Source organism: Pseudomonas sp. 1121_17 (assembly GCF_052850745.1).
In genome coordinates this window covers 1-26236 of record NZ_VXCX01000015.1, presented here as the reverse complement: position 1 = coordinate 26236, position 26236 = coordinate 1, and the positions used below count along the sequence as shown (strand labels likewise).

The 26236-nt window shown below is 64.0% G+C and carries 23 protein-coding genes; 10 read left to right on the top strand and 13 right to left on the bottom strand.

Going from position 1 to position 26236, the window contains the following annotated elements; all coding sequences use genetic code 11:
• Positions 1-14 precede the first annotated feature (14 nt).
• On the top strand, positions 15-1655 hold the full coding sequence (locus FW789_RS21760) for an AMP-binding protein (protein ID WP_446432022.1): 1641 nt from the start codon (positions 15-17) through the stop codon (positions 1653-1655).
• A gap of 153 nt (positions 1656-1808) precedes the next feature.
• Here FW789_RS21760 and dctA read toward each other — a convergent pair whose 3' ends face one another.
• Complete coding sequence (dctA, locus tag FW789_RS21755) at positions 1809-3116, bottom strand: C4-dicarboxylate transporter DctA (RefSeq protein WP_103435076.1); 1308 nt, start codon at positions 3114-3116, stop codon at positions 1809-1811.
• A gap of 101 nt (positions 3117-3217) precedes the next feature.
• Entirely contained in the window at positions 3218-4387 is a 1170-nt protein-coding gene (locus FW789_RS21750) for a mandelate racemase/muconate lactonizing enzyme family protein (protein ID WP_101322207.1), read from the bottom strand.
• 100 nt (positions 4388-4487) lie between these two features.
• Here FW789_RS21750 and FW789_RS21745 point away from each other — a divergent pair, with 100 nt between their 5' ends.
• Positions 4488-5363, top strand: a complete 876-nt coding sequence (locus tag FW789_RS21745) for a LysR family transcriptional regulator (RefSeq protein WP_446432021.1) — start codon at positions 4488-4490, stop codon at positions 5361-5363.
• Positions 5364-5435: 72 nt separating this feature from the next.
• On the opposite strand, the gene gabP is transcribed toward FW789_RS21745, so the two are convergent.
• The 3 genes from gabP to FW789_RS21730 form a co-directional block, all read right to left on the bottom strand.
• Positions 5436-6839 carry a GABA permease gene (gene gabP / locus FW789_RS21740; protein ID WP_103435078.1) on the bottom strand — a complete coding sequence of 468 codons (1404 nt, stop codon included), beginning with the start codon at positions 6837-6839 and terminating at the stop codon, positions 5436-5438.
• Positions 6840-7331: 492 nt separating this feature from the next.
• The gene (gudD, locus tag FW789_RS21735) at positions 7332-8699 is read right to left on the bottom strand and encodes a glucarate dehydratase (protein WP_446432044.1); all 1368 of its coding nucleotides are present in this window, start codon (positions 8697-8699) and stop codon (positions 7332-7334) included.
• A 24-nt stretch (positions 8700-8723) separates the two neighbouring features.
• A complete protein-coding gene (locus tag FW789_RS21730) occupies positions 8724-10073 on the bottom strand; it encodes an MFS transporter (RefSeq protein WP_446432020.1) in 1350 nt (449 codons plus the stop codon).
• A gap of 326 nt (positions 10074-10399) precedes the next feature.
• Between FW789_RS21730 and FW789_RS21725 the strand changes: the two genes are divergently transcribed.
• Entirely contained in the window at positions 10400-11113 is a 714-nt protein-coding gene (locus FW789_RS21725) for a FadR/GntR family transcriptional regulator (RefSeq protein WP_101322221.1), read from the top strand.
• 6 nt (positions 11114-11119) lie between these two features.
• On the opposite strand, the gene FW789_RS21720 is transcribed toward FW789_RS21725, so the two are convergent.
• From FW789_RS21720 to FW789_RS21705, 4 genes are all read right to left on the bottom strand, one after another.
• The gene (locus FW789_RS21720; protein WP_446432019.1) at positions 11120-12130 is read right to left on the bottom strand and encodes a zinc-dependent alcohol dehydrogenase family protein; all 1011 of its coding nucleotides are present in this window, start codon (positions 12128-12130) and stop codon (positions 11120-11122) included.
• 40 nt (positions 12131-12170) lie between these two features.
• Entirely contained in the window at positions 12171-12761 is a 591-nt protein-coding gene (locus tag FW789_RS21715) for an HAD family hydrolase (RefSeq protein WP_103435081.1), read from the bottom strand.
• Entirely contained in the window at positions 12758-13627 is an 870-nt protein-coding gene (gene tesB, locus FW789_RS21710) for an acyl-CoA thioesterase II (RefSeq protein WP_101322224.1), read from the bottom strand. The genes FW789_RS21715 and tesB overlap by 4 nt, the downstream gene beginning before the upstream one ends.
• 96 nt (positions 13628-13723) lie before the next feature.
• A complete protein-coding gene (locus tag FW789_RS21705; RefSeq protein WP_446432018.1) occupies positions 13724-14293 on the bottom strand; it encodes a GNAT family N-acetyltransferase in 570 nt (189 codons plus the stop codon).
• A gap of 126 nt (positions 14294-14419) precedes the next feature.
• Here FW789_RS21705 and FW789_RS21700 point away from each other — a divergent pair, with 126 nt between their 5' ends.
• Positions 14420-15334 carry a histone deacetylase family protein gene (locus FW789_RS21700; protein WP_103435084.1) on the top strand — a complete coding sequence of 305 codons (915 nt, stop codon included), beginning with the start codon at positions 14420-14422 and terminating at the stop codon, positions 15332-15334.
• Positions 15335-15486: 152 nt separating this feature from the next.
• The gene (locus FW789_RS21695) at positions 15487-16725 is read left to right on the top strand and encodes a TIGR03862 family flavoprotein (RefSeq protein WP_446432017.1); all 1239 of its coding nucleotides are present in this window, start codon (positions 15487-15489) and stop codon (positions 16723-16725) included.
• 46 nt (positions 16726-16771) lie between these two features.
• Here the strand turns inward: FW789_RS21695 and FW789_RS21690 are convergent, their stop codons facing one another.
• From FW789_RS21690 to FW789_RS21680, 3 genes are all read right to left on the bottom strand, one after another.
• Entirely contained in the window at positions 16772-18103 is a 1332-nt protein-coding gene (locus FW789_RS21690; protein WP_103435085.1) for a DEAD/DEAH box helicase, read from the bottom strand.
• 198 nt (positions 18104-18301) lie between these two features.
• On the bottom strand, positions 18302-18781 hold the full coding sequence (locus tag FW789_RS21685; protein ID WP_446432016.1) for a LabA-like NYN domain-containing protein: 480 nt from the start codon (positions 18779-18781) through the stop codon (positions 18302-18304).
• Between the two features lie 54 nt (positions 18782-18835).
• Complete coding sequence (locus tag FW789_RS21680; protein WP_103435087.1) at positions 18836-19582, bottom strand: DUF2076 domain-containing protein; 747 nt, start codon at positions 19580-19582, stop codon at positions 18836-18838.
• A 153-nt stretch (positions 19583-19735) separates the two neighbouring features.
• Between FW789_RS21680 and FW789_RS21675 the strand changes: the two genes are divergently transcribed.
• The 3 genes from FW789_RS21675 (at position 19736) to FW789_RS21665 (ending at position 22176) form a co-directional block, all read left to right on the top strand.
• Entirely contained in the window at positions 19736-20392 is a 657-nt protein-coding gene (locus FW789_RS21675) for a YciC family protein (RefSeq protein ID WP_101322230.1), read from the top strand.
• A 65-nt stretch (positions 20393-20457) separates the two neighbouring features.
• Positions 20458-21555: an endonuclease/exonuclease/phosphatase family protein gene (locus FW789_RS21670; protein WP_103435088.1), complete on the top strand. Its 1098-nt coding sequence runs from the start codon at positions 20458-20460 to the stop codon at positions 21553-21555.
• 108 nt (positions 21556-21663) lie between these two features.
• Complete coding sequence (locus FW789_RS21665) at positions 21664-22176, top strand: hypothetical protein (RefSeq protein WP_411564248.1); 513 nt, start codon at positions 21664-21666, stop codon at positions 22174-22176.
• Between the two features lie 10 nt (positions 22177-22186).
• Here the strand turns inward: FW789_RS21665 and hrpB are convergent, their stop codons facing one another.
• The gene (gene hrpB / locus FW789_RS21660; RefSeq protein WP_446432015.1) at positions 22187-24715 is read right to left on the bottom strand and encodes an ATP-dependent helicase HrpB; all 2529 of its coding nucleotides are present in this window, start codon (positions 24713-24715) and stop codon (positions 22187-22189) included.
• A 116-nt stretch (positions 24716-24831) separates the two neighbouring features.
• Here hrpB and FW789_RS21655 point away from each other — a divergent pair, with 116 nt between their 5' ends.
• Positions 24832-25251 (top strand): polyribonucleotide nucleotidyltransferase, encoded by a 420-nt coding sequence (locus FW789_RS21655; RefSeq protein WP_101322234.1) that lies wholly within the window; start codon positions 24832-24834, stop codon positions 25249-25251.
• Positions 25252-25273: 22 nt separating this feature from the next.
• Complete coding sequence (locus tag FW789_RS21650) at positions 25274-26143, top strand: cation diffusion facilitator family transporter (protein ID WP_411562534.1); 870 nt, start codon at positions 25274-25276, stop codon at positions 26141-26143.
• The last annotated feature ends 93 nt before the right edge of the window (positions 26144-26236 follow it).

Genomic DNA, 26236 nt, shown 5'->3' with positions numbered 1-26236 from the left:
CAATCAGGTACTTTATGCGCGATTACGACTCAGCAGTGACCTCCTTCAATTACCACCAGCTGGCCGCGCAAGACCTTCGCGGCGAGCTGGCCGCGATGAACGCCTGCATCGAATGCTGCGACCGCCACGCCTACAGTGACGCCGTGGCGTTGTACTGCGAAACCCGTGATGGCCGTGCGACCCAGCACACCTTTCGCGAGCTGCAGATTCAGGCCGCGCAATTCGGTAACTTCCTGCGCAGCCAGGGCGTCAAGCCGGGCGACCGCGTCGCCGGGCTGATGCCGCGCACGGCTGAGCTGTTGATTGCCATCCTCGGCACCTGGCGCATCGGCGCGGTCTATCAGCCCTTGTTCACTGCGTTCGGGCCCAAGGCCATCGAACAACGCCTGAGCTGCTCCAAGGCGCGCTGGCTGCTCACCGACCCACACAACCGCTCCAAGCTCGACGAGATCGCCGACTGCCCGAACATCATCGTCGTTGGCGCGGACAGGCTGGACCTGGACGACTTCGATTTCTGGGACGTGCTGTCCCAGCATTCGGCTGACTGCCCGCCGGCGCTGCTCGACGGCAACGCGCCGTTTCTGCTGATGTGCACCTCCGGCACCACCGGCCCGGCCAAACCGCTGGAAGTGCCCCTGCGCGCCATCCTCGCGTTCAAGAGCTATATGCGCGACGCGATCGAGCTGCGCGACGACGACCGCTTCTGGAACCTCGCCGACCCCGGCTGGGCCTACGGCCTGTACTACGCCGTCACCGGCCCGCTCGCCTGCGGCCAGGCTACGCTGTTCTACGACGGCCCGTTCTCGGTCGAAAGCACCAGCCGCCTGATCAACAAATACGCGATCAGCAACCTCGCCGGCTCACCCACCGCGTACCGCTTGCTGATCGCCGCGGGTGCTGAATTCTCCGATGCCATTCGCGGCAAACTGCGCGCCGTCAGCAGTGCCGGCGAGCCGCTCAATCCGCAGGTGATCCGCTGGTTTGCCGAAGAGCTTGGCGTGGTGATTCACGACCACTACGGCCAAACCGAAGTCGGCATGGTGCTGTGCAACCACCACGGCCTCAGCCACCCGATCCGCGAGGGCTCAGCGGGTTACGCCGTGCCGGGTTGCCGCATCGTGGTGCTGGATGAACAGCGCCGCGAGCTGCCACCCGGTCAGCCGGGCGTGCTCGCGGTCGATCGCAAGCGCTCGCCGCTGTGCTGGTTCGACGGTTATTACGGCATGCCGACCAAGGCCTTTGTCGACCACTATTACCTGAGTGGCGATATCGTCGAGTTGAATGACGACGGCAGCATCAGCTTTGTCGGCCGCAACGACGACGTGATCACCACCTCCGGTTATCGCGTCGGCCCGTTCGATGTCGAGAGCGCGCTGATCGAACACCCGGCGGTGGTCGAAGCCGCTGTGATCGGCAAACCCGACCCGCAGCGCACCGAGTTGATCAAGGCGTTTGTGGTACTGCACAGCGGCCATGCACCAAGCCCGGAGCTTGCCGAAGTGCTGCGCCTGCACGTGCGCAACCGCCTGGCTGCGCATGCCTACCCGCGTGAGATCGACTTCGTCGAGCAACTACCGAAGACCCCGAGCGGCAAGTTGCAACGGTTTATTCTGCGTAATCAGGAGATTGCCAAGCAGCAGACCGTCGAGAGCTGAACCCAAGGTATAACGCGGTCGGCGTAGGAGCGGCCTTGTGTCGCGAAAGGGCCGCGTAGCGGCCCCAGATTCTCAGCTTCGCCGCCAATATCGCCGGGCCAGCTGCGCTGGCCTTTCGCGACACAAGGCCGCTCCTACGCACACGCGTGCGGCTTACTTATGCGCCAGCAGGGCTTTCCTCGCCGCCTTCTCTTCCTTCATCGCAGCAATCTCGCGCTCACACGCCGCCACATCAAACGAGTTGTCCCACTTGGCAATCGCAATCGTGCCAATCCCATTGCCAATCAAGTTGGTCACCGCCCGCGCCTCGTTCAGGAAGCGGTCAATCCCAAGCAGCAACACCAGCCCCACCAACGGTATCGAATGAATCGTGGTCAACGTCGCCGCCAGCGTCACAAAGCCTGCCCCCGCCACCCCGGCCGAGCCTTTCGAGGTCAGCAGAAACACGCCAAGCAAGATCATCTGATCCATGAACGTCAGCGGCGTATTGGTCGCCTGGGCGATGAAGATCGCCGCCATGGTCAGATAGATGCAAGTGCCGTCGGCATTGAAGGTATACCCGGTCGGCAACACCATCCCCACCACCGACTTCTTGCAGCCTAGCTTCTCAAGCTTGACCATCATCCGCGGCAGCACCGCCTCGGTTGAGCAGGTCCCCAGGGTGATCAGAATCTCGTCCTTGAAGTAACGCAAAAACTGCATCAACGGCATGCCCGACCATCTGGCCACAGCCCCGAGCACCACCACGATAAAGATCAGCGTGGTGATGTACAGCGCCACCAGCAACTGCCCGAGCGAGAGCAAGGTGCCAATGCCGTACTTGCCGATGGTGAACGCCATGCCGGCACCGGCGCCGAGCGGGGCCAGGCGCATGACCATGGCGACGATCTTGAACAGGCCCTGCAGGAACAGGTCGATGGTGTTGATCAGCGGCTTGCTGGTTTCGCCCATCTGCACCAGCGCCACACCCATCAATACCGAGAGCAGAATGACCTGCAGCATCACCCCATTGGAGAACGCGCCAACAAAAGTACTGGGGATGATATTGAGGAAGAAATCAACGGTACCGCCCTGTTCGCTGGCAGCCTGGCTGTACTTACTGATGGCACTGCCATCGAGGCCGGCGGCATTGATGTTCATGCCTTCGCCGGGTTTGACCAGGTTGACCACGATCAGGCCAACCACCAAGGCGATGGTCGAGAGGATCTCGAAGTAGATCAGCGCCTTGACGCCGATGCGGCCGACTTCCTTGATGCTGCCCATCTTGGCGATGCCGACTACCACCGTGCCGAAGATGATCGGCGCCAGCAGCATCTTGATCAGTTTGATGAAGCCGTCGGCAAACGGCTGCAGCTTGGCGCCGATGTCGGGCACGAAGTAACCGATGGCGGCGCCGATGACGATGCCGATCAGCACTTGCACGTAGAGCTGGCTGTACCAGCGGGACTTGGACGTTTCCACGAATGCACCTCATTTTATTGTTGTGATGGGCGTGTGGCTTGGCGTCGGCAGGCGACGCCGACGCTGCGGTCTCTATCGCAAGACCGCAGCGCGGGGGTGGCTCAGCCCTCGCCCAGTTCGCGCATGACTGCGTACAGCGCAGACTTGGCTTCAAAGCCGACGCCTGGGATATCCGGCAGGCCGACATAGCCGTTCTCAACCTGGATGCCGTCGGCAAAGCCGCCGAATGGCTGGAACACGTCCGGGTAGGATTCGTTGCCGCCCAGGTGCAGGCCGGCGGCGATATTCAGCGACATCTGGTGGCCGCCATGAGGGACCACGCGGCGCGATGACCAGCCTAGGTCTTCCATTACTTTGAGGGTGCGCATGTACTCGACCAGGCCGTACGACAGCGCGCAGTCGAACTGCAGGTAGTCGCGGTCGGGGCGCATGCCGCCGTGACGCAGCAGGTTGCGCGCGTCCTGGTGCGAGAACAGGTTTTCGCCGGTGGCCATCGGCAATTCGTAGTGGTTGGCGAGCTCGGCTTGCAGGGCGTAATCGAGCGGGTCGCCGACTTCTTCGTACCAGAACAGGTTGTACTTCTTGATCGCCTCGGCGTAGGCGATGCCGGTCTGCAGGTCGAAGCGGCCGTTGGCGTCGACCGCCAGGCGTTGGCCGTCGCCGACCACTTCGAGCACGGCTTCGATACGGCGGATGTCTTCGTCCAGCGGCACGGCGCCGATCTTCATCTTGACCACGTCGTAGCCGCGGTCGAGGTAGCTTTGCATTTCGGCCTTGAGCTTGGTCTGGTCTTTGCCGGGGTAGTAGTAGCCGCCAGCGGCGTAGACCCACACCTTGTCGTCGGCGACGCCATTGCGGTAGCGGTCAGCCAGCAGGCGATAGAGCGGTTTGCCTTCGATCTTGGCCACCGCATCCCACACGGCCATGTCGATGGTGCCGACGGCAACCGAGCGCTCACCGTGGCCGCCGGGCTTTTCGTTGGTCATCAGGGTTTTCCAGATGGCGAACGGGTCGAGGTTGTTGTTCTCGTGGTCGATCAAGGTCTCCGGGTCGGCTTCGGTGATGCGCGCGAGGAAGCGATCGCGCATCAGCGCGCCCTGGCCGTAGCGGCCGTTTGAGTTGAAGCCGTAGCCGATCACCGGCTTGCCATCGCGGATCACGTCGGTGACCACGGCGACCACCGAGCAGGTCATTTTCGAGAAGTCGATGTAGGCGTTGGCGATGGGCGAGGCAATCGAAACGGTTTTTTCACGAATGTCGACGATGCGCATGGCGGGGTTCCTGTTGTTGTTTGTGGCCCCACGTTAGGCGTTGCGAGGGTACCCGCCCAATGCTATTAATGCCGGACCCTATGCACAGGAGGCATGGCCCTTGGAACTGGTTTGGCTGGAGGATCTTTCCGCGTTGGCGGAGTACGGCAGCTTCGTGCGCGCCGCCGAAGCACGCCACGTTACCCAGCCGGCGTTCAGCCGTCGGGTGCGGGCGCTGGAGAACTGGATGGGCGTGCAACTGTTCATCCGCACCCCGCAGGGGGCGACCTTGACCGAGGCCGGCAGGCAGATCCTGCCGAGTGCGCAGGACGCGGCCAGGCGCCTGTACCGCATGCGCACCGAGGCCCAGGAAGTGGCGGGCATGGCGGCCAAGTCGCTGCATTTTGCGGCCACCCATTCGCTGTCGTTCACGTTCTTTCCGAAGTGGCTGCGCAGCGCAGAAAACGGCGCGCCGATCGAAGCGGTGCAGCTGCATTCGGACAGCATGGCGGTGTGCGAGCAGATGCTGATCCATGGTCAGGTGCAGTTCATGCTCTGCCACCGCCACCCTGACGTACCGCCGCTGCTGGCGCCGGATCAGTTCGTCAGCAAGAAGGTCGGCGAGGATGTGCTGGTGCCGCTGGCGAGTGCCTCGGCCAACTTTGGCACCTCACCTGAGGCGCTGCCTTATCTGGCTTACACCCATGAGTCGGGCCTGGGGCGCATCGTTGCCCACCGCTTGCGCGGCAAGGAGGAATACCTGCACCTGAAGCCGCTGTTCAGCAGCCACCTGGCGGCGGTGCTGATGTCGATGGCGCTGGAGAGCAAAGGCGTGGCCTGGCTGCCGCGCAGCCTGACCGAACAGGAAGTCACCGATGGGCGCTTGGTGCGCGCACTGGACGAGAGTTGGGATATCCCACTGGAAATCCACCTGACCCGACCGACCGGACCGATCAGCCAGTCAGCGCAGGAGTTCTGGGGGAAGTTGGCAGGCTGAGGCACTTGCAAGCCACACCTGACAGCGCACAGCAATGCCATGCGCGGACAAGAGCAGGAGCGCATGCCTATGCTACGCGGTGTCTGCGAGCGGCTTGGCTGCGGTGGCGCGGCCGTGGCCGCGGGTAGTGATGATGCCGAGGAACGAAATGATGATCGCCAAGCCCAACGTTGCCGACACTTCGACGCGGTGCTCGGGGGTGTACATCATCACGCTCAACGCCGCAGCGATGAAGATGATCACCAGCCAGGTAAGGTACGGGAACAGCCACATGCGGAACTTGAGCTCGGTGTTCTCCCGCTCCAGGCGGCGGCGCATGCGCAACTGCGAGATGGCGATGACCATGTACACCAGCAGCGCGATGGCGCCGGAGCTGGCCAGCAGAAACTCGAACACGCCGGCCGGGGCAAAGTAGTTGAGGATGGCAATCGCCGCGCCGATCAGGGTGCTGCCGAACACGGCTGCACGCGGTACGCCGACCTTCGAGGTGTTTTTCAGCAGGGCCGGGGCGTCGCCGCGTTTGGCCAGCGAATACATCATCCGTGAGGCGATGTAGATCGACGAGTTCATGCAACTGGCCACGGCGACCAGCACCACGAAGTCGACCATGAACGCAGCGTTGGGGATGTTCATGATTTCCAGTGCGCGCTGGTACGAGCCGACCACGGCCAGTTGCGGGTCATTCCACGGCACGATCGAGATGATCACGAAGATCGACAGGATATAGAAGGTGCTGATCCGCCAGATCACCGAGCGGGTGGCCTTGGCGATGTTGCGCGATGGGTCGCTGGACTCGGAGGCGGCGATGGTCACCGCCTCGGTGCCGATAAAGCTGAACATCACGGTGATGAACGCGCCGATCACGGCCGACCAGCCTTTTGGTGCGAAGCCGCCGTACTCGTCGACCAGCGTGCTAAGGCCGCTGACTTCGCGGTTGGGCAGCCAGCCCAGCAACGCAGCAAAGCCCAGCCCGATAAAGCCGAGAATGGCCACGACCTTGAGGATAGCGAACCAGAACTCGAACTCGCCGTACTTGGCCACGCTAAACAGGTTGGTGCCGGCCAGCAGAATGATCGAGGCCAGGGCAAAGATCCAACTGTCCACCTGTGGGAACCAGGCGTTGAGAACATGCCCTGCGGCGAGCGCTTCGATGGGGATTACCAGCACCCAGAACCACCAGTACAGCCAGCCGATGGTGTAGCCGGCCCAGCGGCCGATGGCCTGGTCGGCGTAGGTTGAAAAGGAGCCGGTATCGGGGTGCGCAACGGCCATTTCGCCGAGCATGCGCATCACCAGCACGACCAGGGTGCCGGCGACGAAATAAGAAACTATGGTGGCCGGGCCGGCCGCCGCAATGGCGTGACCGGAGCCTACGAAGAGCCCCGCTCCGATAATGCCCGCGATGGACAGCATCGTTACGTGACGGGGTTTGAACCCTTGCGCGAGGTTACTTCCATCAGATCCCACGGTGTTCATTGATCTTGTTCTCTTTTTGCTGACACAAGGAAGGACGGGCAGGCGTAGGCGAAATAATCTCCTTCGAATACAAGGGGGTAGGCACATTGTGTGTGCTCTTGGCGGGATGTTTTACACGCTTTGCAGAGCAGCGCGCCAGCTCGAATGCACATCCATTTAACCGGGCCAGAGCGGCTGGAAATTATGCGAGACCGCCTCGCAGGTGCGCGATCACGACAGCCGATGTCGAATCGCGGCAGATGTCGTGAATGGCATATCTGATTGCGTCATGGGCGGCTGGAGGGGTAGCAACGGACAGGGCTTTCTGTCGTGTACAGCCGTGGTTTGCCGATGATGCGCGGTCTGTGTAGGAGCGGCCTTGTGTCGCGAAAGGCCTGCGTAGCGGGCCCAGATCTGGCTTCGCCGCCGATATCGCCGGGCCCGCTTTGCGGGCCTTTCGCGACACAAGGCCGCTCCTACAAAAGCCGCGTCGCCCGGATGCTACACGGTCTTCTAGCGCACCAGGCAAGGCCGCTTGTTATCGAATTTCCACCCCGGGATCAGGTACTGCATGGCCACGCCATCGTCGCGCGCGCCGAGGCCCATATTGCGGTAGCACTCATGCGCCTTGGCCAACTGATCTTCATCCAGCTCGACGCCCAGGCCAGGACGCGCCGGCACGCGCACATGGCCATCGACAATGCGCAGCGGCTCACGGGTCAAACGCTGGCCGTCCTGCCAGATCCAATGCGTGTCGATCGCCGTGATCTCGCCCGGCGCCGCGGCCGCCACCTGGGTGAACATCGCCAGGGAAATATCAAAGTGGTTGTTCGAATGCGAACCCCAGGTCAGGCCCCAGTCATGGCACATCTGCGCAACGCGCACTGAGCCTTGCATGGTCCAGAAGTGCGGATCGGCCAGCGGGATATCCACCGACTGCAGCTGGATCGCATGGCCCATCTGCCGCCAGTCGGTGGCGATCATGTTGGTCGCGGTCGGCAGCCCGGTGGCGCGGCGGAACTCGGCCATCACCTCACGCCCGGAGTAACCGTTTTCGGCACCGCAAGGGTCTTCGGCGTAGGCCAGCACATGGTGCTGGTCACGGCATAGGGCAATCGCTTCCTTGAGTGACCAGGCGCCGTTGGGGTCGAGGGTGATGCGCGCTTCCGGGAAGCGTCCGGCCAGGGCGGTAACCGCTTCGATCTCGTCCTCACCCCGCAGCACGCCGCCCTTGAGCTTGAAGTCGCTGAAGCCGTAGCGGGCCTTGGCGGCTTCGGCCAGGCGCACGATCGCTTCTGGGGTCATGGCCTTTTCGTGGCGCAGGCGCAGCCAGTCGTCATCGGCATCGTGTTCGTTACGGTAGGCCAGATCGGTCTGCTGGCGGTCGCCGATGTAGAACAGGTAGCCGAGCATCTTCACCGCATCGCGCTGCTGGCCTTCACCGAGCAAGGCGGCGATGGGCACGCCGAGGTGCTGGCCGAGCAGGTCGAGCAGCGCTGACTCGATGGCCGTCACGGCGTGTACGGTAATGCGCAGGTCGAAGGTTTGCAGGCCGCGACCGCCGACGTCGCGCCCGGCAAAGTTCTGGCGCATGGAGTTGAGCACGCGCTGGTAATGGCCGATGGGCTGGCCGACTACCAGGCTGCGGGCGTCTTCGAGGGTCTGGCGGATGGTTTCGCCACCAGGTACTTCGCCCACGCCGGTGTTGCCGGCGCTGTCGCGCAGGACGACGATATTGCGCGTGAAATACGGGCCATGGGCGCCGCTGAGGTTGAGCAGCATGCTGTCGTGGCCGGCTACCGGCACCACGCGCAAATCGGTGACCACGGGGGTGCCATTGTGAGCCTGGGTGACGCTCAAGGTGTCTGCTGGGTTATGCATAGTCATTATTGTTTTCCTGCCGGGTCAGTGGGTCTGGCTCAGGGCCGACTGCGGTTTGAGCTCATTGGGCGTGTTGGCCTTGGGGCCGGTGCGAACGAAGAACACCACAATCGCCGCCAGTACCGAGGTCACCGCCAGCCCATACAGGCCGCCCTGGATCGAGCCGGTGTGCTGCTCGAGCAAGCCGAAGGTGGTTGGCGCGACAAAGCCGCCGAGGTTGCCGACCGAGTTGATCAAGGCGATCACCGCCGCGGCGATGCGCGCATCCAGGTAGCCCTGCGGGATCGGCCAGAACAGTGCCGAAGCCGACTTGAAGCCGATGGCGGCAAAGCACACCGCGACAAAGGCGAACACCGGGCCACCGGTGGTGGACATGAACATGCCGATTGCGGCGATGATCAGCGCTGCGGCGACCCACGCTTGCTGGAACTTCCAGCGGGCAGAGCCGGCGGCAAAGGCATACATGGCGATGATCGAGATCAGCCAGGGGATCGAGTTGAAGAAGCCGACCTGGATGTCGGACAGATCACCCATGCGCTTGATGATGCTCGGCAGCCAGAAGGTCGCGGCGTAAATGGTCAGCTGGATGCAGAAGTAGATGCCGCAGAACAGCAGAATCTGCCGGTCCTTGAGCAGGCGCCAGGCCGAGGTCTTGACCACCCCGCTCGCCTCGCGCTCACGCTGCTCGCGGTCGATGGTCTCGACCAGCGCGTCCTGCTCGGCACGGCTCAGCCACTTGGCGTCGTGGGGTTTGGAGTCGAGCCAGAACCACACCACAAAGGTCAGGCACACCGAGGCCATGCCTTCGATGAACAGCATCCACTGCCAGCCGTGCATGCCGAAGCCCTGAATCTGCATGAGCATGCCGGCCAATGGCCCGGAGATCAGCGAGGCAACCGCCGAACCACTGAGGAAGATCGCAATCGCCTTGCCACGCTCAGCCGCAGGCAACCAGCGGGTGAAGTAATAGATCACCCCCGGAAAGAACCCCGCCTCGGCCACGCCAAGCAGAAAGCGCAGCACATAGAACTGGGTTTCGGTCTGGACGAAGGCCATGGCAGTTGCCACCAGACCCCAGGTGAACATGATCCGGGTCAGCCACACACGGGCGCCGACGCGCTGCAGCAGCATGTTCGACGGCACCTCGAACAAGGCGTAGCCGATAAAGAACAGCCCGGCGCCAAAGCCGTAGGCGGCGGCGCTGATGCCGAGGTCGCTCTCCAGGTGCGGGCGGACGAAGCCGATATTGACGCGGTCGAGGTAATTGACGATGAACATGATGACGAACAGCGGCAGGACGTGGCGTTTGACCTTGGCCACGGCGCTGGTCAACACGTCGTCACGCCGTGCGGACGGAGCGAGGGTGTCGTTCACTGCAGAATCTCCCACTAATTGTTTTTGTGCGGGTCGATGGCGGTCACGGCGGCGGGCAGCGCGCTTGGTTGTCTGACATGCCAGTGGAGGCCAGAATAGGCCTCACGCAGTTGTACGACAAGATGCTGAACGGTCAGCAAAAAGCAAAATACAAGCTTATAAAGTGGATAAATTCGGCAAAAATAATGAATATGGTTTAAACAACGACAACACCTGTCTGATTTATACCGACGAAAATAATTTGAAATTTCAACTTGTCAGACAAGCGCCGATGCTAATCTCGCCGCGAGCCCCTGGCACTTGTCTGAACCGTTGCGGAGCCGCCCATGACCGCCCCCGAAGCCATCGATCCCCCGCGTAAACGTGGCCACAGCCGCGCCCATGATCTGGTCTCGAGCCTGACCCAGCAGATTCTGCTCGGCACCTTCAAGCCCGGCGACAAGCTGCCCTCGGAAAACACCCTGGTACGCGAGCACGCTGTCAGCCGCACCGTGGTGCGCGAGGCGTTATCCAAGTTGCAGGCTTCCGGGCTGGTCGAGCCGCGCCATGGCATCGGCACCTTCGTTATCGAACGCCAGGCACAAAGCGGCCTGCGCGTCGGCGCCGAAAGCGCAGCCAGCGTGCGTGATCTGCTGGAATTACGGATTGGTCTGGAAGGCCAGGCTGCGGCGTTGGCCGCGCTGCGCCGAACTGACAGCCAGTTGCAGCGCATGCGCCAGGCGCTGGATGATCATCAGGACCTCGCCGCCGCCGGCGACAGTTGCATCGAACCAGACCGGCGCTTTCATCTGCTGATCGCCGAGGCCACCGGCAACCTGTATTTCAGCGAGACCATGGCGCAACTGGGCAGCGGCTTGATCCCGCGCAACCGCATGGCGGCCGATGAGCGCTCAGGCGCCAAGCTGGCCCGGCATGCCTACCTGGCCAACCTGGAACATGAGGCGATCCTCAATGCCATCCGCCGGCAGGACCCGGATGCGGCGCGGGCAGCGATCTGCCTGCACCTGTCCAACAGCCGCGACCGCTTGCTGCCCGAGTGAAGGGCCTTAGAAGGTCAGGCAAATCTTGCCGAAGTGGCGATTGCTTTCCTGATGCTGGAACGCCTCGACGATCTGTTCCAGCTCGAAGTGCTTGTCGACCACCGGCCGCAAGCCATTGGCGTCGATAGCGCGAACCATCGCCTGCTGCTGCGCGCGGCTGCCGACCAGCACGCCTTGCAGACGAATCTGCCGCACCAGCGCCTGCACCAATGGCAACTCCCCAGCGACGCCGGTAAGAATACCGATCAGCGAAATATGCCCGCCAATCCGCGCCGCGATCATCGACTGCTCAAGGGTGGCCGGGCCGCCGACTTCGATCACATGATCGACGCCACGATTGTCGGTCAGCTTGCGCACCTGCTCGCCCCAGGCCGGGGTGCTGCGGTAGTTGATGACATGATCGGCGCCCAGCGCCTTGAGCCGCTCCAGCTTGGCATCGCTGGACGAAGTAGCAATCACCGTAGCGCCGGCCAGCTTGGCGAACTGCAGGGCAAAAATGGATACGCCACCGGTGCCCTGCACCAGCACGCTGTCACCTGGTTTGAGCTGATCATCGGCCATCAGTGCACGCCAGGCAGTCAGCCCAGCCGTGGTCAGGGTAGCGGCCTCGGCATGGCTGTAGCCACTGGGCGCACGGGTAAACGAGGTCGCGCGCGCAGTAACCTGCTGGCGCGCATAGCCATCGATACCATCGCCAGGCACGCTGGCAAAACCCTCGACCAGCGGCTGGCCGTCGAGCCAGTCGGGGAAGAACGTGCTGACCACCGCATCGCCGACCTTGAACTCGGTGACGCCCGCGCCCACCGCCGTCACTAGCCCAGCGCCATCGGCCATCGGAATGCGCCGCTCGCTCGGCCCCCACATGCCGCTGACCACGGCAAAGTCATGGTAGTTGAGCGAGCTGGCGTGCAGGCGCACGCTGATCTCGCCAGCCTGCGGCGCGGCAGCCTCGCAGATGCCGATCTGGACGTTGGCGTAACCGCCGCCGGGCTGAACGTAGATGGCCTTGCTGGTCATGGCAGCTGTTCCTATGTGAGTGATTGGGGTGCTGTGCAGCTTAGCCGAGCATCGCCTGCAGCTGGTGACAGTCGGCGGCGTGCCAGTCGGTCAGCTCTGGCCAGGGGTTGTCCGGCAGGTTGACCAGTACCGTGCGTGCGCCCGCGGTGCGGCCGCATTCCAGGTCGATGCGGTAATCGCCGACCATCACCAGCTCGCTGGGGTCGACGTCCCAGGCCTGGGCGATTTTCAGCAGGCCGTCGGGGCTTGGTTTGGGCGCGGCTTCGTCGCGGCCGAGCACCAGCTCCTTGTCGAAGCAATCGGCCAGGCCGATGGCCTCGAGGGTGACGTGTGCCAGCTCGCGGGCATTGCGGGTGAGGATCGCCAACTGGCAACCACGCCCGGCCAGCTCGCGCACCAGCTCGACCGCGCCAGTTGCGGCAGTCGACGCCACGGCCAGGTCACGCTCGTGTTCGAGCAACCAGGCGTGTTTGGCTTCGGCCTCGGCAGCAGGCAAGGCGGCCAGATGGGTAAGAATATCGTCCTCGGGCGGAATGCCCAGCGCTACCCGGATGGCGGCAAAGTCATGCACCGCCACGGTCAGCGTGCCGTCCATGTCGAACACCCAGTTGCGTACTGCCGAGAGGCTCATGACCAGTCCTTGCGATGGCGAATCAGGCCTTCCTGGGCCGACGAGGCAACCAGTTGCCCGGCGCGGTTGTAGATGCTGCCGCGGCAGAAGCCACGGGCGTTGCCGGCCCACGGGCTGTCGGTGGCATACAGCAGCCAGTCATCGGCGCGCAGGTCACGGTGGAACCACAGCGAGTGGTCGAGGCTGGCGATCTGCATGTCCTTCTGCCACACCGACTTGGCATGGGGCAGCAGTGCGGTGGTCAGCAGGCCGAAGTCGGAGGCGTAGGCAAGCAGGTATTTGTGCAGCGCGGGCACGTCCGGCAGGCTGCCGCTGGTGCGGAACCAGGCGTATTTGACCGGGTCGCCGGGCTTGGGGTTGAACGGGTCGCGCTCGGTTACCGGGCGCACTTCGATCGGCCGATCACACAACACCTTGTCGCGGATACGCTCGGGCAATTGCTCGGCCATGGCGCTGGCCAGTTCGACTTCGCTGGGGAGGTTTTCCGGGCCGACCACATCGGGCATCTGCGCCTGGTGCTCGAAGCTTTCTTCGTCGTACTGGAACGAGGCGCTGCAGGTAAAGATGGTGTGGCCTTTCTGGATCGCAGTCACCCGACGGGTGCTGAAGCTGCCACCGTCTCGCACGCGATCAACCGAATACACCACTGGCAGGCTGGCATCGCCCGGGCGCAAAAAATAGCCATGCAGCGAATGCACATGGCGGGCGTCTTCGACTGTCTGGCTGGCAGCCGACAGCGCCTGGCCGAGCACCTGGCCGCCGTACAACTGGCGAAAGCCCAGGTCCTGGCTGCGGCCACGGAACAGGTTTTCCTCGATCGCTTCAAGGCTCAACAGGTCGACCAGGTCGTCCAACACGTGGCTCATGGGGGTGTTCTCCTAGCTAGGCAGCACGGCGCTACAGCATTTTTGAAAGACAAGATGATACAGAATTTGTCATCAGCGCTACGCATGCAGCGCCATTCAGCCGTGCAGGGTGTCCTGCCAGTGGGCGCGGTCGATGCGGTACAGCACATGCCGGCGCAGCGGGTCATCGGCGGCAAGCTTGGGGTGGTCGAAGCTGCCGTCGAGGTCCTGCTGCATGCCGATGGCCTGCATGACCTTCTGCGACGCCAGGTTGCTCTCGGTAGTGAACGACACCACCTGCTCCAGACGCAGCTGGGCGAAGGCGCAGCGCAGGCAGGTCCAGGCCGCTTCGCTGGCAAAACCCAGGCCCCAGTGCCGACGAGCCAGGCGCCAGCCGATTTCCACCGCTGGGGCGAACGGCGCGTCGAAGTTGACGTTGAGCAGGCCGGTCATGCCGATGAAGGCACCGGTATCCTTGCGCTCCAGCGCCCACAGGCCGTAGCCGTATTCATTGAAGTGACCGCGCACCCGGCCGATCAGCGCAGCGGTCTCGACCCGGCTCAACGGCGCCGGGAAGTAACGCATTACCTGGGGGTCGGCAGACATCGCGGCAAACTCGGCGAGGTCTTCGTCGTGCCACTGGCGCAAGATCAGGCGGGCGCTCTCAAGTTTGGGGATCAGCGTCATCAGCCAGCTCCGAAAAGGTCGTATCGCATCTTACAGGGTAGGCCCAGCAACGCGGCGGCGCCCGGCAATAGCCCAACGGCCATCGGAGCTGGCACTATCCACACACATCTCTAGTGCGATCCCATCATGCCGTTGCCGCTGATCTACCACGACGACTACAGCCCGGAGTTTCCCGCCGAGCACCGCTTCCCGATGGACAAGTTTCGCCTGCTGCGCGACCACCTGATCGACAGCGGCCTGACCCGCGACGAGGATTTGCTGCGCCCGGAAATCTGCCCCAATGACATCCTCGCGCTGGCCCACGACCGCGGCTATATCGAGCGCTACATGAGCGGCGAGTTGTCCCGTGAAGACCAGCGCCGGCTTGGCCTACCCTGGAGCGAAGCGCTCGCCCGGCGCACCGTGCGGGCGGTCGGTGGCTCGCTGTTGAGCGCCGAGATGGCCCTGCGCGACGGCGTCGCCTGCCACCTCGCCGGCGGTACTCATCATGCCCACTACGACCACCCGGCAGGCTTTTGCATCTTCAATGACCTGGCGGTGATCAGCCGTTATCTGCTGGAGGCCGGGCGCGTGCACCGGGTACTGATCTTCGACTGCGACGTGCATCAAGGCGACGGCACCGCACGCATGCTCCAAGACACCCCGGAGGCGATCACCGTGTCGCTGCACTGCGAGCAGAACTTCCCCGCGCGCAAGGCGCAGAGCGATTGGGACATCCCGCTGCCGCGGGGCATGGGTGACGCCGAGTACTTACAGGTGGTGGATGACGCGCTCAACTATTTGCTGCCGCTGTATCAGCCCGACCTGGTGCTGTACGACGCCGGAGTCGATGTACACAAGGACGACGCGCTGGGTTATCTGCAACTGACCGACCAAGGCCTGGCGGCGCGCGATGAAAAGGTCCTGCGGCATTGCCTGGGGCGGGATATTCCGGTGGTGGGGGTGATTGGTGGCGGCTACAGCAAGGACCGCCTGGCTCTGGCCAAACGCCATGGCATCCTTCATCACACTGCAGCACGTGTCATCAGTTGTTCACAATGACTGTGGAACCGCCTGTGGATAACCTGCTGGCAACCCGCTGCAGGCCACTAGCTGTATGGCCTGCACAGCACTGATCATTTTTTGAGCAGTGCTTGCGAAAGCGTGCTTGGGGTAGAATGCCGGCTCTTTTCCACAGCCCGTTGCCGCCGACCATGTCTGATCTTCACCCTGCTCGCCCTCCTCTGGTTGCCGTTATCGGTGCCGGCCCTGCCGGGCTGATGGCCGCCGAAGCCCTGGCAGCGTCGGGCGCAGCGGTGCAGGTGTTCGACGCCATGCCGTCGGTTGGGCGCAAGTTTCTCCTGGCGGGCGTTGGCGGGATGAACATCACCCATTCCGAGCCCTATCCCGCGTTTGTCGGCCGCTACGCCGAGCGCAGCCGCGAGATCGACGCGCTGTTACGCGACTTTGATGCCGACTCGCTGCGCCAGTGGATACATGATCTCGGCATCGAGACCTTTGTCGGCACCTCCGGGCGGGTGTTCCCCACCGATATGAAAGCCGCGCCGTTGCTGCGCGCCTGGCTCAAACGCCTGCGCGACAGCGGCGTAGTTATCCACACCCGGCATCGTTGGTTGGGCTGGAATGCCGAGGGCGCGCTGCGGATAGCTTATCCACAGGGCGAACTGAGCGTGCAGACTGATGCCGTGGTGCTGGCGCTGGGTGGTGGCAGTTGGGCACGGCTCGGCTCTGACGGCGCCTGGCTGCCATTGCTGACAGAGCGGGCTGTGGATATCTCGCCATTGCAGCCGAGCAACTGTGGATTTGAAGTGGCAGGCTGGAGCGAACTGCTGGTGAACAAGTTTGCCGGGGCACCGCTGAAGAACATCGCCCTGGCCATGCCCGACAGCCCGCCGCGCAAGGGCGAATTCATCCTCACCGCCCAAGGCGTGGAAGGCAGCCTGGTGTATGCCTGGTCGGCGCCGGTACGGGAGGCGATCAACCGCGAGGGCCGCGCTACCCTGCTGCTCGATCTGCTACCAGACAAGCCTGTGGACAAAATCGTCCAGGCCCTGGCCAAGCCACGTGGCTCGCGTTCGATGGCCAAGCATCTGCACAGTCAGTTGGGCATCGATGGCGTGAAGGCGGGGTTGTTGCGCGAACTGACCGATCAGGCCACGTTCGCTGACCCGCAGGCACTGGCGGCGGCGATCAAGGCGCTGCCGATCGAGCTGGTACGCACGCGGCCGCTGGACGAGGCTATCAGCAGTGCCGGTGGGGTGCGTTTTACCGGGCTGGATGAGGGCTTGATGCTGCGTCAGCTACCGGGGGTGTTCTGCGCTGGCGAGATGCTCGACTGGGAGGCACCGACGGGCGGTTATCTGCTCACGGCGTGCTTTGCCAGTGGCTTGCGTGCGGGCAAGGCTGCGGCCGAGTGGCTCAACGCACGCTGATGGCGAGTCGAGCCGAACGCAGGGTCTGCGCTCGGCTCTGATCAGCTTACGGCTTGCGCTTGCGCGGGCCACCGTTGAAGCTCGGCACCTTGCGCACGGCTTTCACCGCTGGCTTGGCGTCGGCCGAATCAGTGCTGTCCATCCATTTGCCCAGACCACGCTTGGCGCTGTTTTCCTTGGGCTTCTTGGGCTTTTTCGGTTTCTTGATCACTTGCCCGCTGGCGTCGGTCAGCGGCACCCGGTGCTCGGGGATAAAGTCCGGTTCTTCGTGGCGTGGCAGCGTCTGGCGGATCAGCGTTTCAATCGCCGAGAGCATCTGCACTTCATCGGCGCATACCAGCGAAATCGCCTCGCCTTTGTTGCCGGCCCGGCCAGTACGGCCAATCCGGTGCACGTAGTCTTCGGCGACGATTGGCATGTCGAGGTTGACCACCAGCGGCAGGTCGTCGATGTCCAGGCCACGGGCGGCCACGTCGGTAGCAACCAGCACCTGAATCTCGCGGGCCTTGAAGGTATCCAGTGCGCGCTGGCGAGTCGCTTGCGGGCGATCGCCGTGGATGCCGTCGGCCACTACGCCTTCGGCGAGCAGGCGCTCGACCAGTTGATCGACGCCGTTACGGGTCTTGGCAAACACCAGCACCTGCTTCCAGCGCTGCTTGCGCAGCAGGTAGCAGAACAGGTCGGCCTTGCGCTTCTTGTCGACCGGCACCAGCCACTGTTTGACGGTATTGGCAGCGGCGTTGCGCGGGCTGACTTCGATGCTCAGCGGGTCGTTCAGGGCGAGGCCTGCAAGCATGCGGATCTGCTCGGAGAAGGTCGCCGAAAACAACAGGGTCTGGCGCTTGCGCGGCAGTGCGGCGTACACCGATTGCAGTTCTTCGGCAAAGCCCAGGTCGAGCATGCGGTCGGCTTCGTCGAGCACCAGCATCTGCACCTGGCCGAACTTGACCGCTTTTTGCCGGAACAGGTCGAGCAGTCGGCCTGGGGTTGCCACCAGCAGATCGACACCACGGCGCAGGCGCATCATCTGCGGGTTGATGCTGACCCCGCCGTACACGGCATAGGTCGAAACCGGCAGGTTTTCGGCGTATTGCTGGACGTTGGCATGGACCTGCTCGGCCAGCTCGCGGGTCGGCACCAGGATCAGTGCGCGGATCGAATTGCTGGCGACCTTCTCACCTTCCAGCGCCAGCCGCTGCAACACCGGCAGGGCAAAGCCTGCGGTCTTGCCGGTGCCGGTCTGGGCGGCGGCCATCAGGTCGCGGCCAGCCAGCACGGCGGGGATGGCCTGGGCCTGCACGGGCGTCGGGGTGGAGTAGTCGCGCTGCTGCAGGGTGCGCAGCAGCGGTTCGATCAGGCCGAGTTGGGCGAAATTCATTTCAATACCGTCAGGGGGGTTCAGCGAAGGCGGCAGTTTAACCTGAGATACGTCCCTGTAGGAGCGGCCTTGTGTCGCGAAAGGCGCGCGCAGCGGGCCCAGGATCTGTGCAGCACCACAGAATGGCGGGGCCGCTGCGCGACCCTTTCCGACCGGTCCGGCGCCCCGGCAAGGCCGCTACAGAGGGATCGCGCAGGGTCAATGGCGCAGTAGCAACTGCCCCTCGATCGGCACATAACGGCTAGCCGCGCGTATCAACGACAACGCCGTCAACCCCGGCGTGCCATACACCACCGCCTCTACCCCATGACGCTGAATCGCCCGCTCCAGCAGCAGATCGAAATCTCCATCGCCAGACGCCAGCACCACCTGGTCGACCCGGCTGGCCGCTTCGATCACATCCAGGGTAATGCCGACATCCCAATCGCCCTTGGCCGAGCCATCGCTGCGCTGGATATACGGCTTGAGGCGCACCTCGAAACCGAGGTTGCGCAGAATCTGCTGAAACTGCTGTTGCTTGCTGTCGCCGCGATCAATTGCATAGGCCACCGCTTCGACAATGGTGCCCTCGCGGCTCACTTCGGCCCACAGGGCTGCATAGTTGAAGTGGCAGCCGTGGGACTGGCGGACGGTGTAGTAGAGGTTCTGCACGTCGGCGAACAGCGCGATTTTTTTCATCCAGGCCTCGGCTGAGCGGGCAGGCGCCCGCAAAGCTGAGCAGTATGCCAGCTGTCAGACGAAGCTGTCGTCGTCGCTGAAGAAGCCGCCATCGTCGCTACCATAGTCAGTGTCGGCGTAGCCGCCCTGGTCAGCGCCGTAGCCACCGTTGTCGGCCACCTGCTGCTGCCCGCCCTGGTCCTGCCAGCCGCCGCTGTCACTGGCCGGCGCCGGTTCTTCCTTGATCACCTCGACCACTTCCTCTGGCTGCGAGTTGTGGTGGAACATGCTGCTGATGCCCTGCGCCAGCAGCACGCCACCGGCAACGCCGGCTGCCGTCTGCATGGCCCCACCGAGAAAACTCGACGCACCCGAGCGGGCCGGCGCGGCGTTGAATGCCGACTGCTGCGGTTGCTGGGCTGGTGGTGGCGCGTTGTACGCAGCAGGCGCAGGGTCACGCCAGCCACCGCCAGACGTTGCTGGTGCTGCCGGGCGCTGCGGCTGCGGATCAGGGCTGCGGCTACCGGCACCAAAGATGCTCGACAGGAAGCCACCGCTGTTGGTGCTGCTGCGGGTCGCATCGACCTGGGCGCGGGCCTGCTTCAGCTCGGCCTCCAGCTGCTTGTTCTTTTCATCCAGCTGCTTGAGCGCAGCCTCCTGCACCAGGATCGCCTGCGCCATGTAGTACGGCGCCGCCGGCTGCGTGCGCAGGTGCGCTTCGATGCAGGCCTGGGCCTGGGCATCGCGCGGCTGGTTGGGGTCTTCGGCTTGCTTGATGCGGCCAAACAGGCCATCGATCAGCGATTGTTCTTCGGTATTCATGCTTACCTCACGCGCTGGGCGGGACATCGGATGCGTCAAAGATGGGGGGTGGCAGCGCGGGATTCAATCGGCGCACGGGTGAAACTTTTTTCAGCAAGGGCCGGAGTGGGCTAAAGTTACGCCCCTGCTATTACTGCCATGCGATGTTGACTGATGAATCCGCTGAGCGTTCTGCGCGACTCCCTGTACTTTTTCCGCCGCCACCTGGCGAGCATCGTCCAGCTCTGCCTGCCGTTGATCGTGCTCGAGGCACTGGCCACCCAACTGCTCTATCGCCAGCTTGGCGACAGCGCCTCCCCGGTCTACGGCATGCTTGTCAGCCTGCTACTGTACCCGCTGTACAGTGCGGCGCTGATCCTCTACCTGGACACCCGCAGCCAAGACCAGCACATCGCCAAGCGCGATCTGTTTGCCCGCGCCGTGCAGTTGTGGCCGCCGCTGGCCTTGCTGATCATGATCAGCACCTTGTTGATCATGGCCGGCCTGGCACTGTTCGTGTTTCCCGGCATCTGGATCATGATCAACCTGGTGTTTGCCGAGTACCTGCTGGTGCTGCGCGGCATGCCGTTGATGCAGGCCATGCGCGAAAGCGCGCGGATGACCACCGGCCATTTCATGCGCATTCTGGTGTGCGTATTCGTTTCGCTGGCACCGGCATGGCTGCTCGACGGCTTGTTGCTGATGGCCTTCCCCGATCCCGCCGGCGGCGTGCAATTGGCCATGGACAGCCTCAGTGGGCTGCTGCAGTTGTTCAGCAGCGTGGTGCTGTTCCGCATCTTCATGCTGCTTGAGGCCAATGCTGGCGCCTGAACCACGCTGACACGGCGCCACCACCTTGGGTATGCTGGCGCCATTCGCACCGACAAGCCGAGCCGATGATCCGACTACTGCGCAACGTCCTGCTATTGATTTTCCTGGCGCTGGCCTTGCTTTGGTTGCTGGCCAACCATCTGGGCTGGCAACCTGCCCCGCGTGAAGCGCTGCCAGTCGCCTGTCCGAACCCGGCGCCAGTCCTGCAAGCTGGCCAGCCGCTGAAGGTGATGAGCTGGAACGTGCAGCACCTGGCCGGCAAGCGCTATGTGTTCTGGAACGACCAGGGCCAGGGCAGCGATACCCGCGCCACCGCTGAAGACCTGGCGTTTACCCTCGATGAGGTTGCGCGGGTGATCCGTGCCGAGCAGCCTGATGTGGTGCTGCTGCAGGAGCTGGACAAAGACGCCAAGGCCAGCGATTACCAGGACCAGCTCGGCCTGCTCCACGAGCGTCTGGCCGACCTCTACCCGTGCAGCGTGCAGAGCTATCAGTGGCAGGCTGGCTTTGTGCCCGACCGGCATATCTTCGGCAGCGTGGGCCGCACCCTGGCTACCTTCAGTCGCTACTCGATCGCCAAGGCCGAGCGCCTGCAACTGCCCAATGACGTGAACGGCCCGCTGAGCCGGCTGCTCGAGCAGCAACCGGCATTGCAGGTCAGCTATCTGCCGTTGAGCGATGGCAGCCGGCTGGCGGTGCTCAACACCCAGCTGTCGCCCTACCGCGCCGGCAGCGACCTGCAAAGGCGGCAAATGAACCACGTCAGCAAGGTCGTCGACCGCCTCGAAAGTCAGGGTACGCCGTGGCTGCTCGGCGGCGACTTCAAGCAGTTGCCGCTAGGCCAGTATCGCCGCCTGCCGCCTGCCCAGCGTGGCAGCTACGCCCCGGACAGCGACCTGCACCTGCTCTGGGACAAGTACCCGATGATCCCCAGCAATGCTGAAGCCAGCGGCGCCGAGCGTGCCCGCTGGCTGACCCACTTCCCCAACGACCCTGCCCTCAGCGGGCCTGATCGCAGTGTCGACTTCATCTTCCATAGCCCGCGCCTGCTGCGCTTGCAGGCCTATGTGCTGGGCAACGGCACCGAGCAGATTTCCGATCACCTGCCCGTACGCGCCGACCTCGCCCTGCCTGGGCTGCAGTTGCCCGTTCAGGGCAGATGAACAGCGCCAGGAAGGGCTTCAGGCTCCGTTGAGCAGAGCTCGCCACCTAAGGTGTGACACCGCCCGAAACCGTGCGGCCCACCCCTTAGACATTGCGAGGAACATGCCATGGACCAGAGCATCATTGCGACGTACGCCACTTCATTTCGCGCCCAGCTGTATCTGCACGAAGCGGGCAGAAATACTCCGCTGCGCTTGAGCCGGACAAGAGACAAGTTCTCCTGGGGCGTCACTCCGGAATACGATTGGCTGCAGACTGGCGGCGATGAACCATCGCTGGTCATCAGCTTCGATTACCACTCGATGGACGAAAACCGTCTGCATTACCACCTGCACATCCCTGGCCCGCCCAAAACCGCGACCGGGCCGCTGGTACCGCGCAGGCTGGATGCAAGCATGAATGGATACCTGGGCTTTTACTGGCGCGAGGAGGTAACCGACTACTGGAAAGTAGAACCTTTGCAGGAGATCAAAGGGGGCCTGCTCTGCCACCTGCGCGACCATCGCGGCTACAAGGTAGCAACTCTCCAAGACAATCCCCACCACAAGCCCGGCCGGTTCAACTATCTGAATGTCAGCGAAGGTGAGACCGCCACGTTCCTCCTGCAAAAAACCAGCTAGCCCTCACTGCTCAGGTCCCTCGCGGTTTGACCCGCGAGGTGGCCTGCGCGATCAGCGGATCATCAGGCCAGTAGTGCTTGGGATAACGGCCTTTAAGGTCTTTCTTCACCTCGGCATAAGTCATGCGCCAAAAGTTGGCCAGATCCTGGGTCACCTGCACTGGCCGGCGTGCCGGTGACAGCAGGTGCAGCTTGACCTGCTGGCGGCCCTGGGCGATGCGTGGGGTGTCGGCCAGACCGAACAGCTCTTGCAGGCGCACCGCCAGAATCGGCGGCGTCTCGCTGTAGTCCAGACGGATACTCGAGCCGGAGGGCACCTGCAGATGCTGCGGCGCCCACTCGTCCAGCCGCTGCGGCAGCGGCCAGGGCAGCAGGTTGCGCAGGATCGACGACAGGTCCAGTTGGGCAAAATGGCTGAGCCGCGAGACTTTGCCCAGATACGGCTGTAACCAATCTTCGAGGCTGTCGAGCAGGGCCTGCTCAGACAGATCGGGCCAGTCACTGGCGCCGTTCTGTGCCACATCAAGCTGTCGCAGCAAGGCCACCCGAGCTTGCCACTGGCGCAGCTCCGGGGTCCACGGCAACAAGGCCAGGCTCTTGCGTCGAACCAGCCCGAGCAGCGCCTGTGCGCGGGCTTCATCGTTGAGCCCCGGCAGGGCTTCACGGCTCAGCACCAGCTCACCGACCTTGCGCTGGCGCTCGGCGCGCAGGACCTGCTCACGCTCATCCCAGTCGAGCAGGTCGAGGGTTTGCACCTGCTCGGCGAGCACGCCGTCGAATAACTCAGGGTCAAACTCGGCAGCCAAATAGATCCGCTCTTCGCGCTGGCCCTGACGGCTGCCGAGGTCGGCAATCACCAGCCACGGGCACTTCATCAGCCCATCGACCTCGGCAAACAACGCTGCGCGACCATTGGCCAGGCGGTACTCGGCACCACCGTCACGGCGCTGCTGGGCGACCCGGTCTGGATACGCCAGCGCCAGCAGTGCACCGAGCCAGCGCGAGTGCTGCGGGTCGGCGACCGGCGTCTGCGCGCTGCCACGCAGCAGGCCACGGTATTGGCGCGCCAACTGGCGGGCGCGCTGCACGCCGCCTTGTGCACCGCGCACTGCTTTGCTCTGGCCGCTGAGCAGTGCCAGCCGGCTGTGCAGATCAGCGCCGCCACCGCGCTGGATGTCACGCTCGCCCAGCAGCGCGGCGACGTCACAGGCCATTTCGCTCAGGCCCAGTTGCTGACCGCGCAGCAACAGATGGGCGATCCGTGGATGCGCGGGCAGTTCGGCCATGGCCTGGCCATGACTACTCAGGTTGCTGCGGCTGGCCGGTTTGAAGGCGCCAAGCCGGGCCAGCAGGTCTTGCGACTGGGCGTAGGCAGCGGCAGGCGGCTGGTCGAGCCAGCTCAACTGGTCCGGGCTCACGCCCCAGCGCGCCAGTTGCAGCGCCAGCCCGGCCAGGTCGGCCTGGAGAATTTCTGCGGTGCCGTGGGCGGCCAGTTGTTCATGCTGCGCTTCGGACCACAGCCGGTAGCACACGCCCGGCTCCAGCCGCCCTGCCCGCCCGGCGCGCTGGGTGGCGCTGGCGCGGGAGATGCGCTGAGTGTCGAGGCGGGTCATGCCGCTGCCCGGGTCAAACCGCGGCACCCGCGCCAGGCCGGCGTCGATCACCACCCGCACGCCATCAATGGTCAGGCTGGTTTCGGCAATGTTGGTCGCCAGCACCACCTTGCGCTGGCCCTTGGCCGGCGGCTCGATGGCAGCACGCTGGGCGTTCAGGTCAAGCTCGCCGTGCAGCGGGCAGAGGATGATGTCGGAGCGCTCGCCGACGGCTTCCTGCAGGCTTTGATGGACTCGGCGGATCTCGGCCTGGCCGGGCAGAAACACCAGCAGGCTGCCGTTTTGATCGGCCAGCGCCTGCAGCACGCAGTCGACCACCCGCGGCTCGACGAACTCACCCGGCTGCATCGGCCGGCCCCACTGGACCGTTACCGGGTGCATGCGGCCCTGGCTGCTGACCACCGGAGCGTCGTCGAGCAGGCGCGACAAGCGCTCGCCTTCGAGGGTTGCCGACATCAGCAGGATCTTCAGCGCTGGCTCGTCGCGCAGCAGCGCCCGCCCGTTGAGGGTCAGCGCCAGCGCCAGATCGGCGTCCAGTGAGCGCTCGTGAAACTCGTCGAAAATCAACAAACCAACGCCATCCAGTGCCGGGTCGGACTGCAGCCGGCGGGTCAGGATGCCTTCGGTGACCACTTCGATGCGGGTGTTCGGCCCGACCTTGCTGTCCAGCCGAATCCGATAGCCGACCGTTTCTCCAACCTGCTCGCCCAGCTCGCTGGCGAGCCGCTCGGCTGCGGCCCGTGCGGCCAGCCGGCGTGGCTCGAGCATGATGATGCGCTGGCCGGCCAGCCACGGCTCGTCGAGCAGGGCCAGCGGCACACGGGTGGTCTTGCCGGCGCCAGGCGGCGCTTCCAGCACGGCTTCGTGGCGCGCGCTGAGCGCCTGGCGCAGGGCGGGTAGTACGGCATCGATTGGTAATGAAATCATGGTGGTCCTCGAACGAGGCGCCGAGTATAACGGCGAACCGGGCGAGGCCCGATAGGTCATACTATCGGCAGCAGGCCGCTGGCCTGTTTCGTTGCGATTTTCCATCGGAGATTTACATGCGCATTCATTCCCGCGTCATCGGTGGCGCCCTGGTTGCCACCCTGCTGACTCAGCTGACGGCCTGCGGCACGTTGTTCTATCCAGATCGCCGTGGCCAGATCGAAGGCAAGGTCGACCCGGTGATCGTCGCCCTCGATGCCATCGGCATTCTGTTCTACGTGATCCCGGGCCTGATCGCCTTTGGTGTCGACTTTGCCACTGGCGCGATCTACTACCCCGGCGGCACCACCGCCCAGGTCGACCCGGCCAAGCTCAAGCCGGCGGTGAATGCCGATGGCAGCATCGACAACAGCAAGCTGCAGGCTATTCTCGAAAGCGAACTGGGCCAGCGCCTGCCGCTCAACGACCCGCGCCTGATCCAGCACCGCGGCAGCGTCGAGCAGTTGGCCAGCTACGGTCTGATCCCGGCCGCCTGACACTTCGCAGGATGCTCAACGCATGACGCCTACTGCCGAACAGCAACGCTTGCTCCGCCTGGCCACTCGCGCATCGCTGGCGGTGGCCTGCATTCTGGTGGTGAGCAAGGCGATTGCCTGGTGGCTGAGCGACTCGGTCAGCCTGCTGGCAGGGCTGACCGACTCGGCACTGGACGCGGTGGCCTCGCTGCTCAACTTGCTGGCAGTGCACTACGCCCTGCGCCCGGCCGACGACGATCACCGCTTTGGCCATGGCAAGGCGGAAGCGCTGGCCGGCATGGCCCAGGCGTTGTTCATCGGCGCCAGCGCGGTGCTGATCGGGGTGCAGGCGGTCAGTCGCCTGCAATCACCGCAACCGCTGGGCGACACGGCGGCGGGGATTGGCGTGATGCTACTGTCGCTGGTGCTGACCGTGGCTCTGCTTGCGCTGCAGCGCAAGGTGATCAAGGCCACCGGCTCGACTGCGGTGCGCGCCGATTCCCTGCATTACCGCTCCGACCTGTTGCTCAATGGCAGCATCCTGCTGGCGCTGCTGCTGGCCGGTTATGGCTGGCCGCAGCTGGATGCGCTGTTCGGCTTGGGCATTGCGTTCTACATCCTCTGGAGTGCAGTGCAGATTGCTCGGGAAAGTACGGCGATCCTGATGGACAAGGAGCTGCCCGGCGATGTGGCCGAGCAGATGCTGGCGCTGGTCACAGCCATCCCCGGGGTGCTCGGCGCGCATGATCTGCGTACGCGCGTGTCCGGCAGCTACTGGTTTGTGCAACTGCACCTTGAGCTGCCCGGCACGCTGTCACTGCATGATGCCCACGCGCTGTGCGTGCAGGCCTCGGCAGTGATCCGCGAGCGCTACCCACAGGCGGATGTGATGGTGCATGCTGACCCGCTGTGATGTCAGTCAGGAAGCCGGGGGGCGCTCTGCGCCCCTTTCGCGACACAAGGTGAACTGGCCTAATGATTTTGTACACCTTCTTCGGGCGCTATG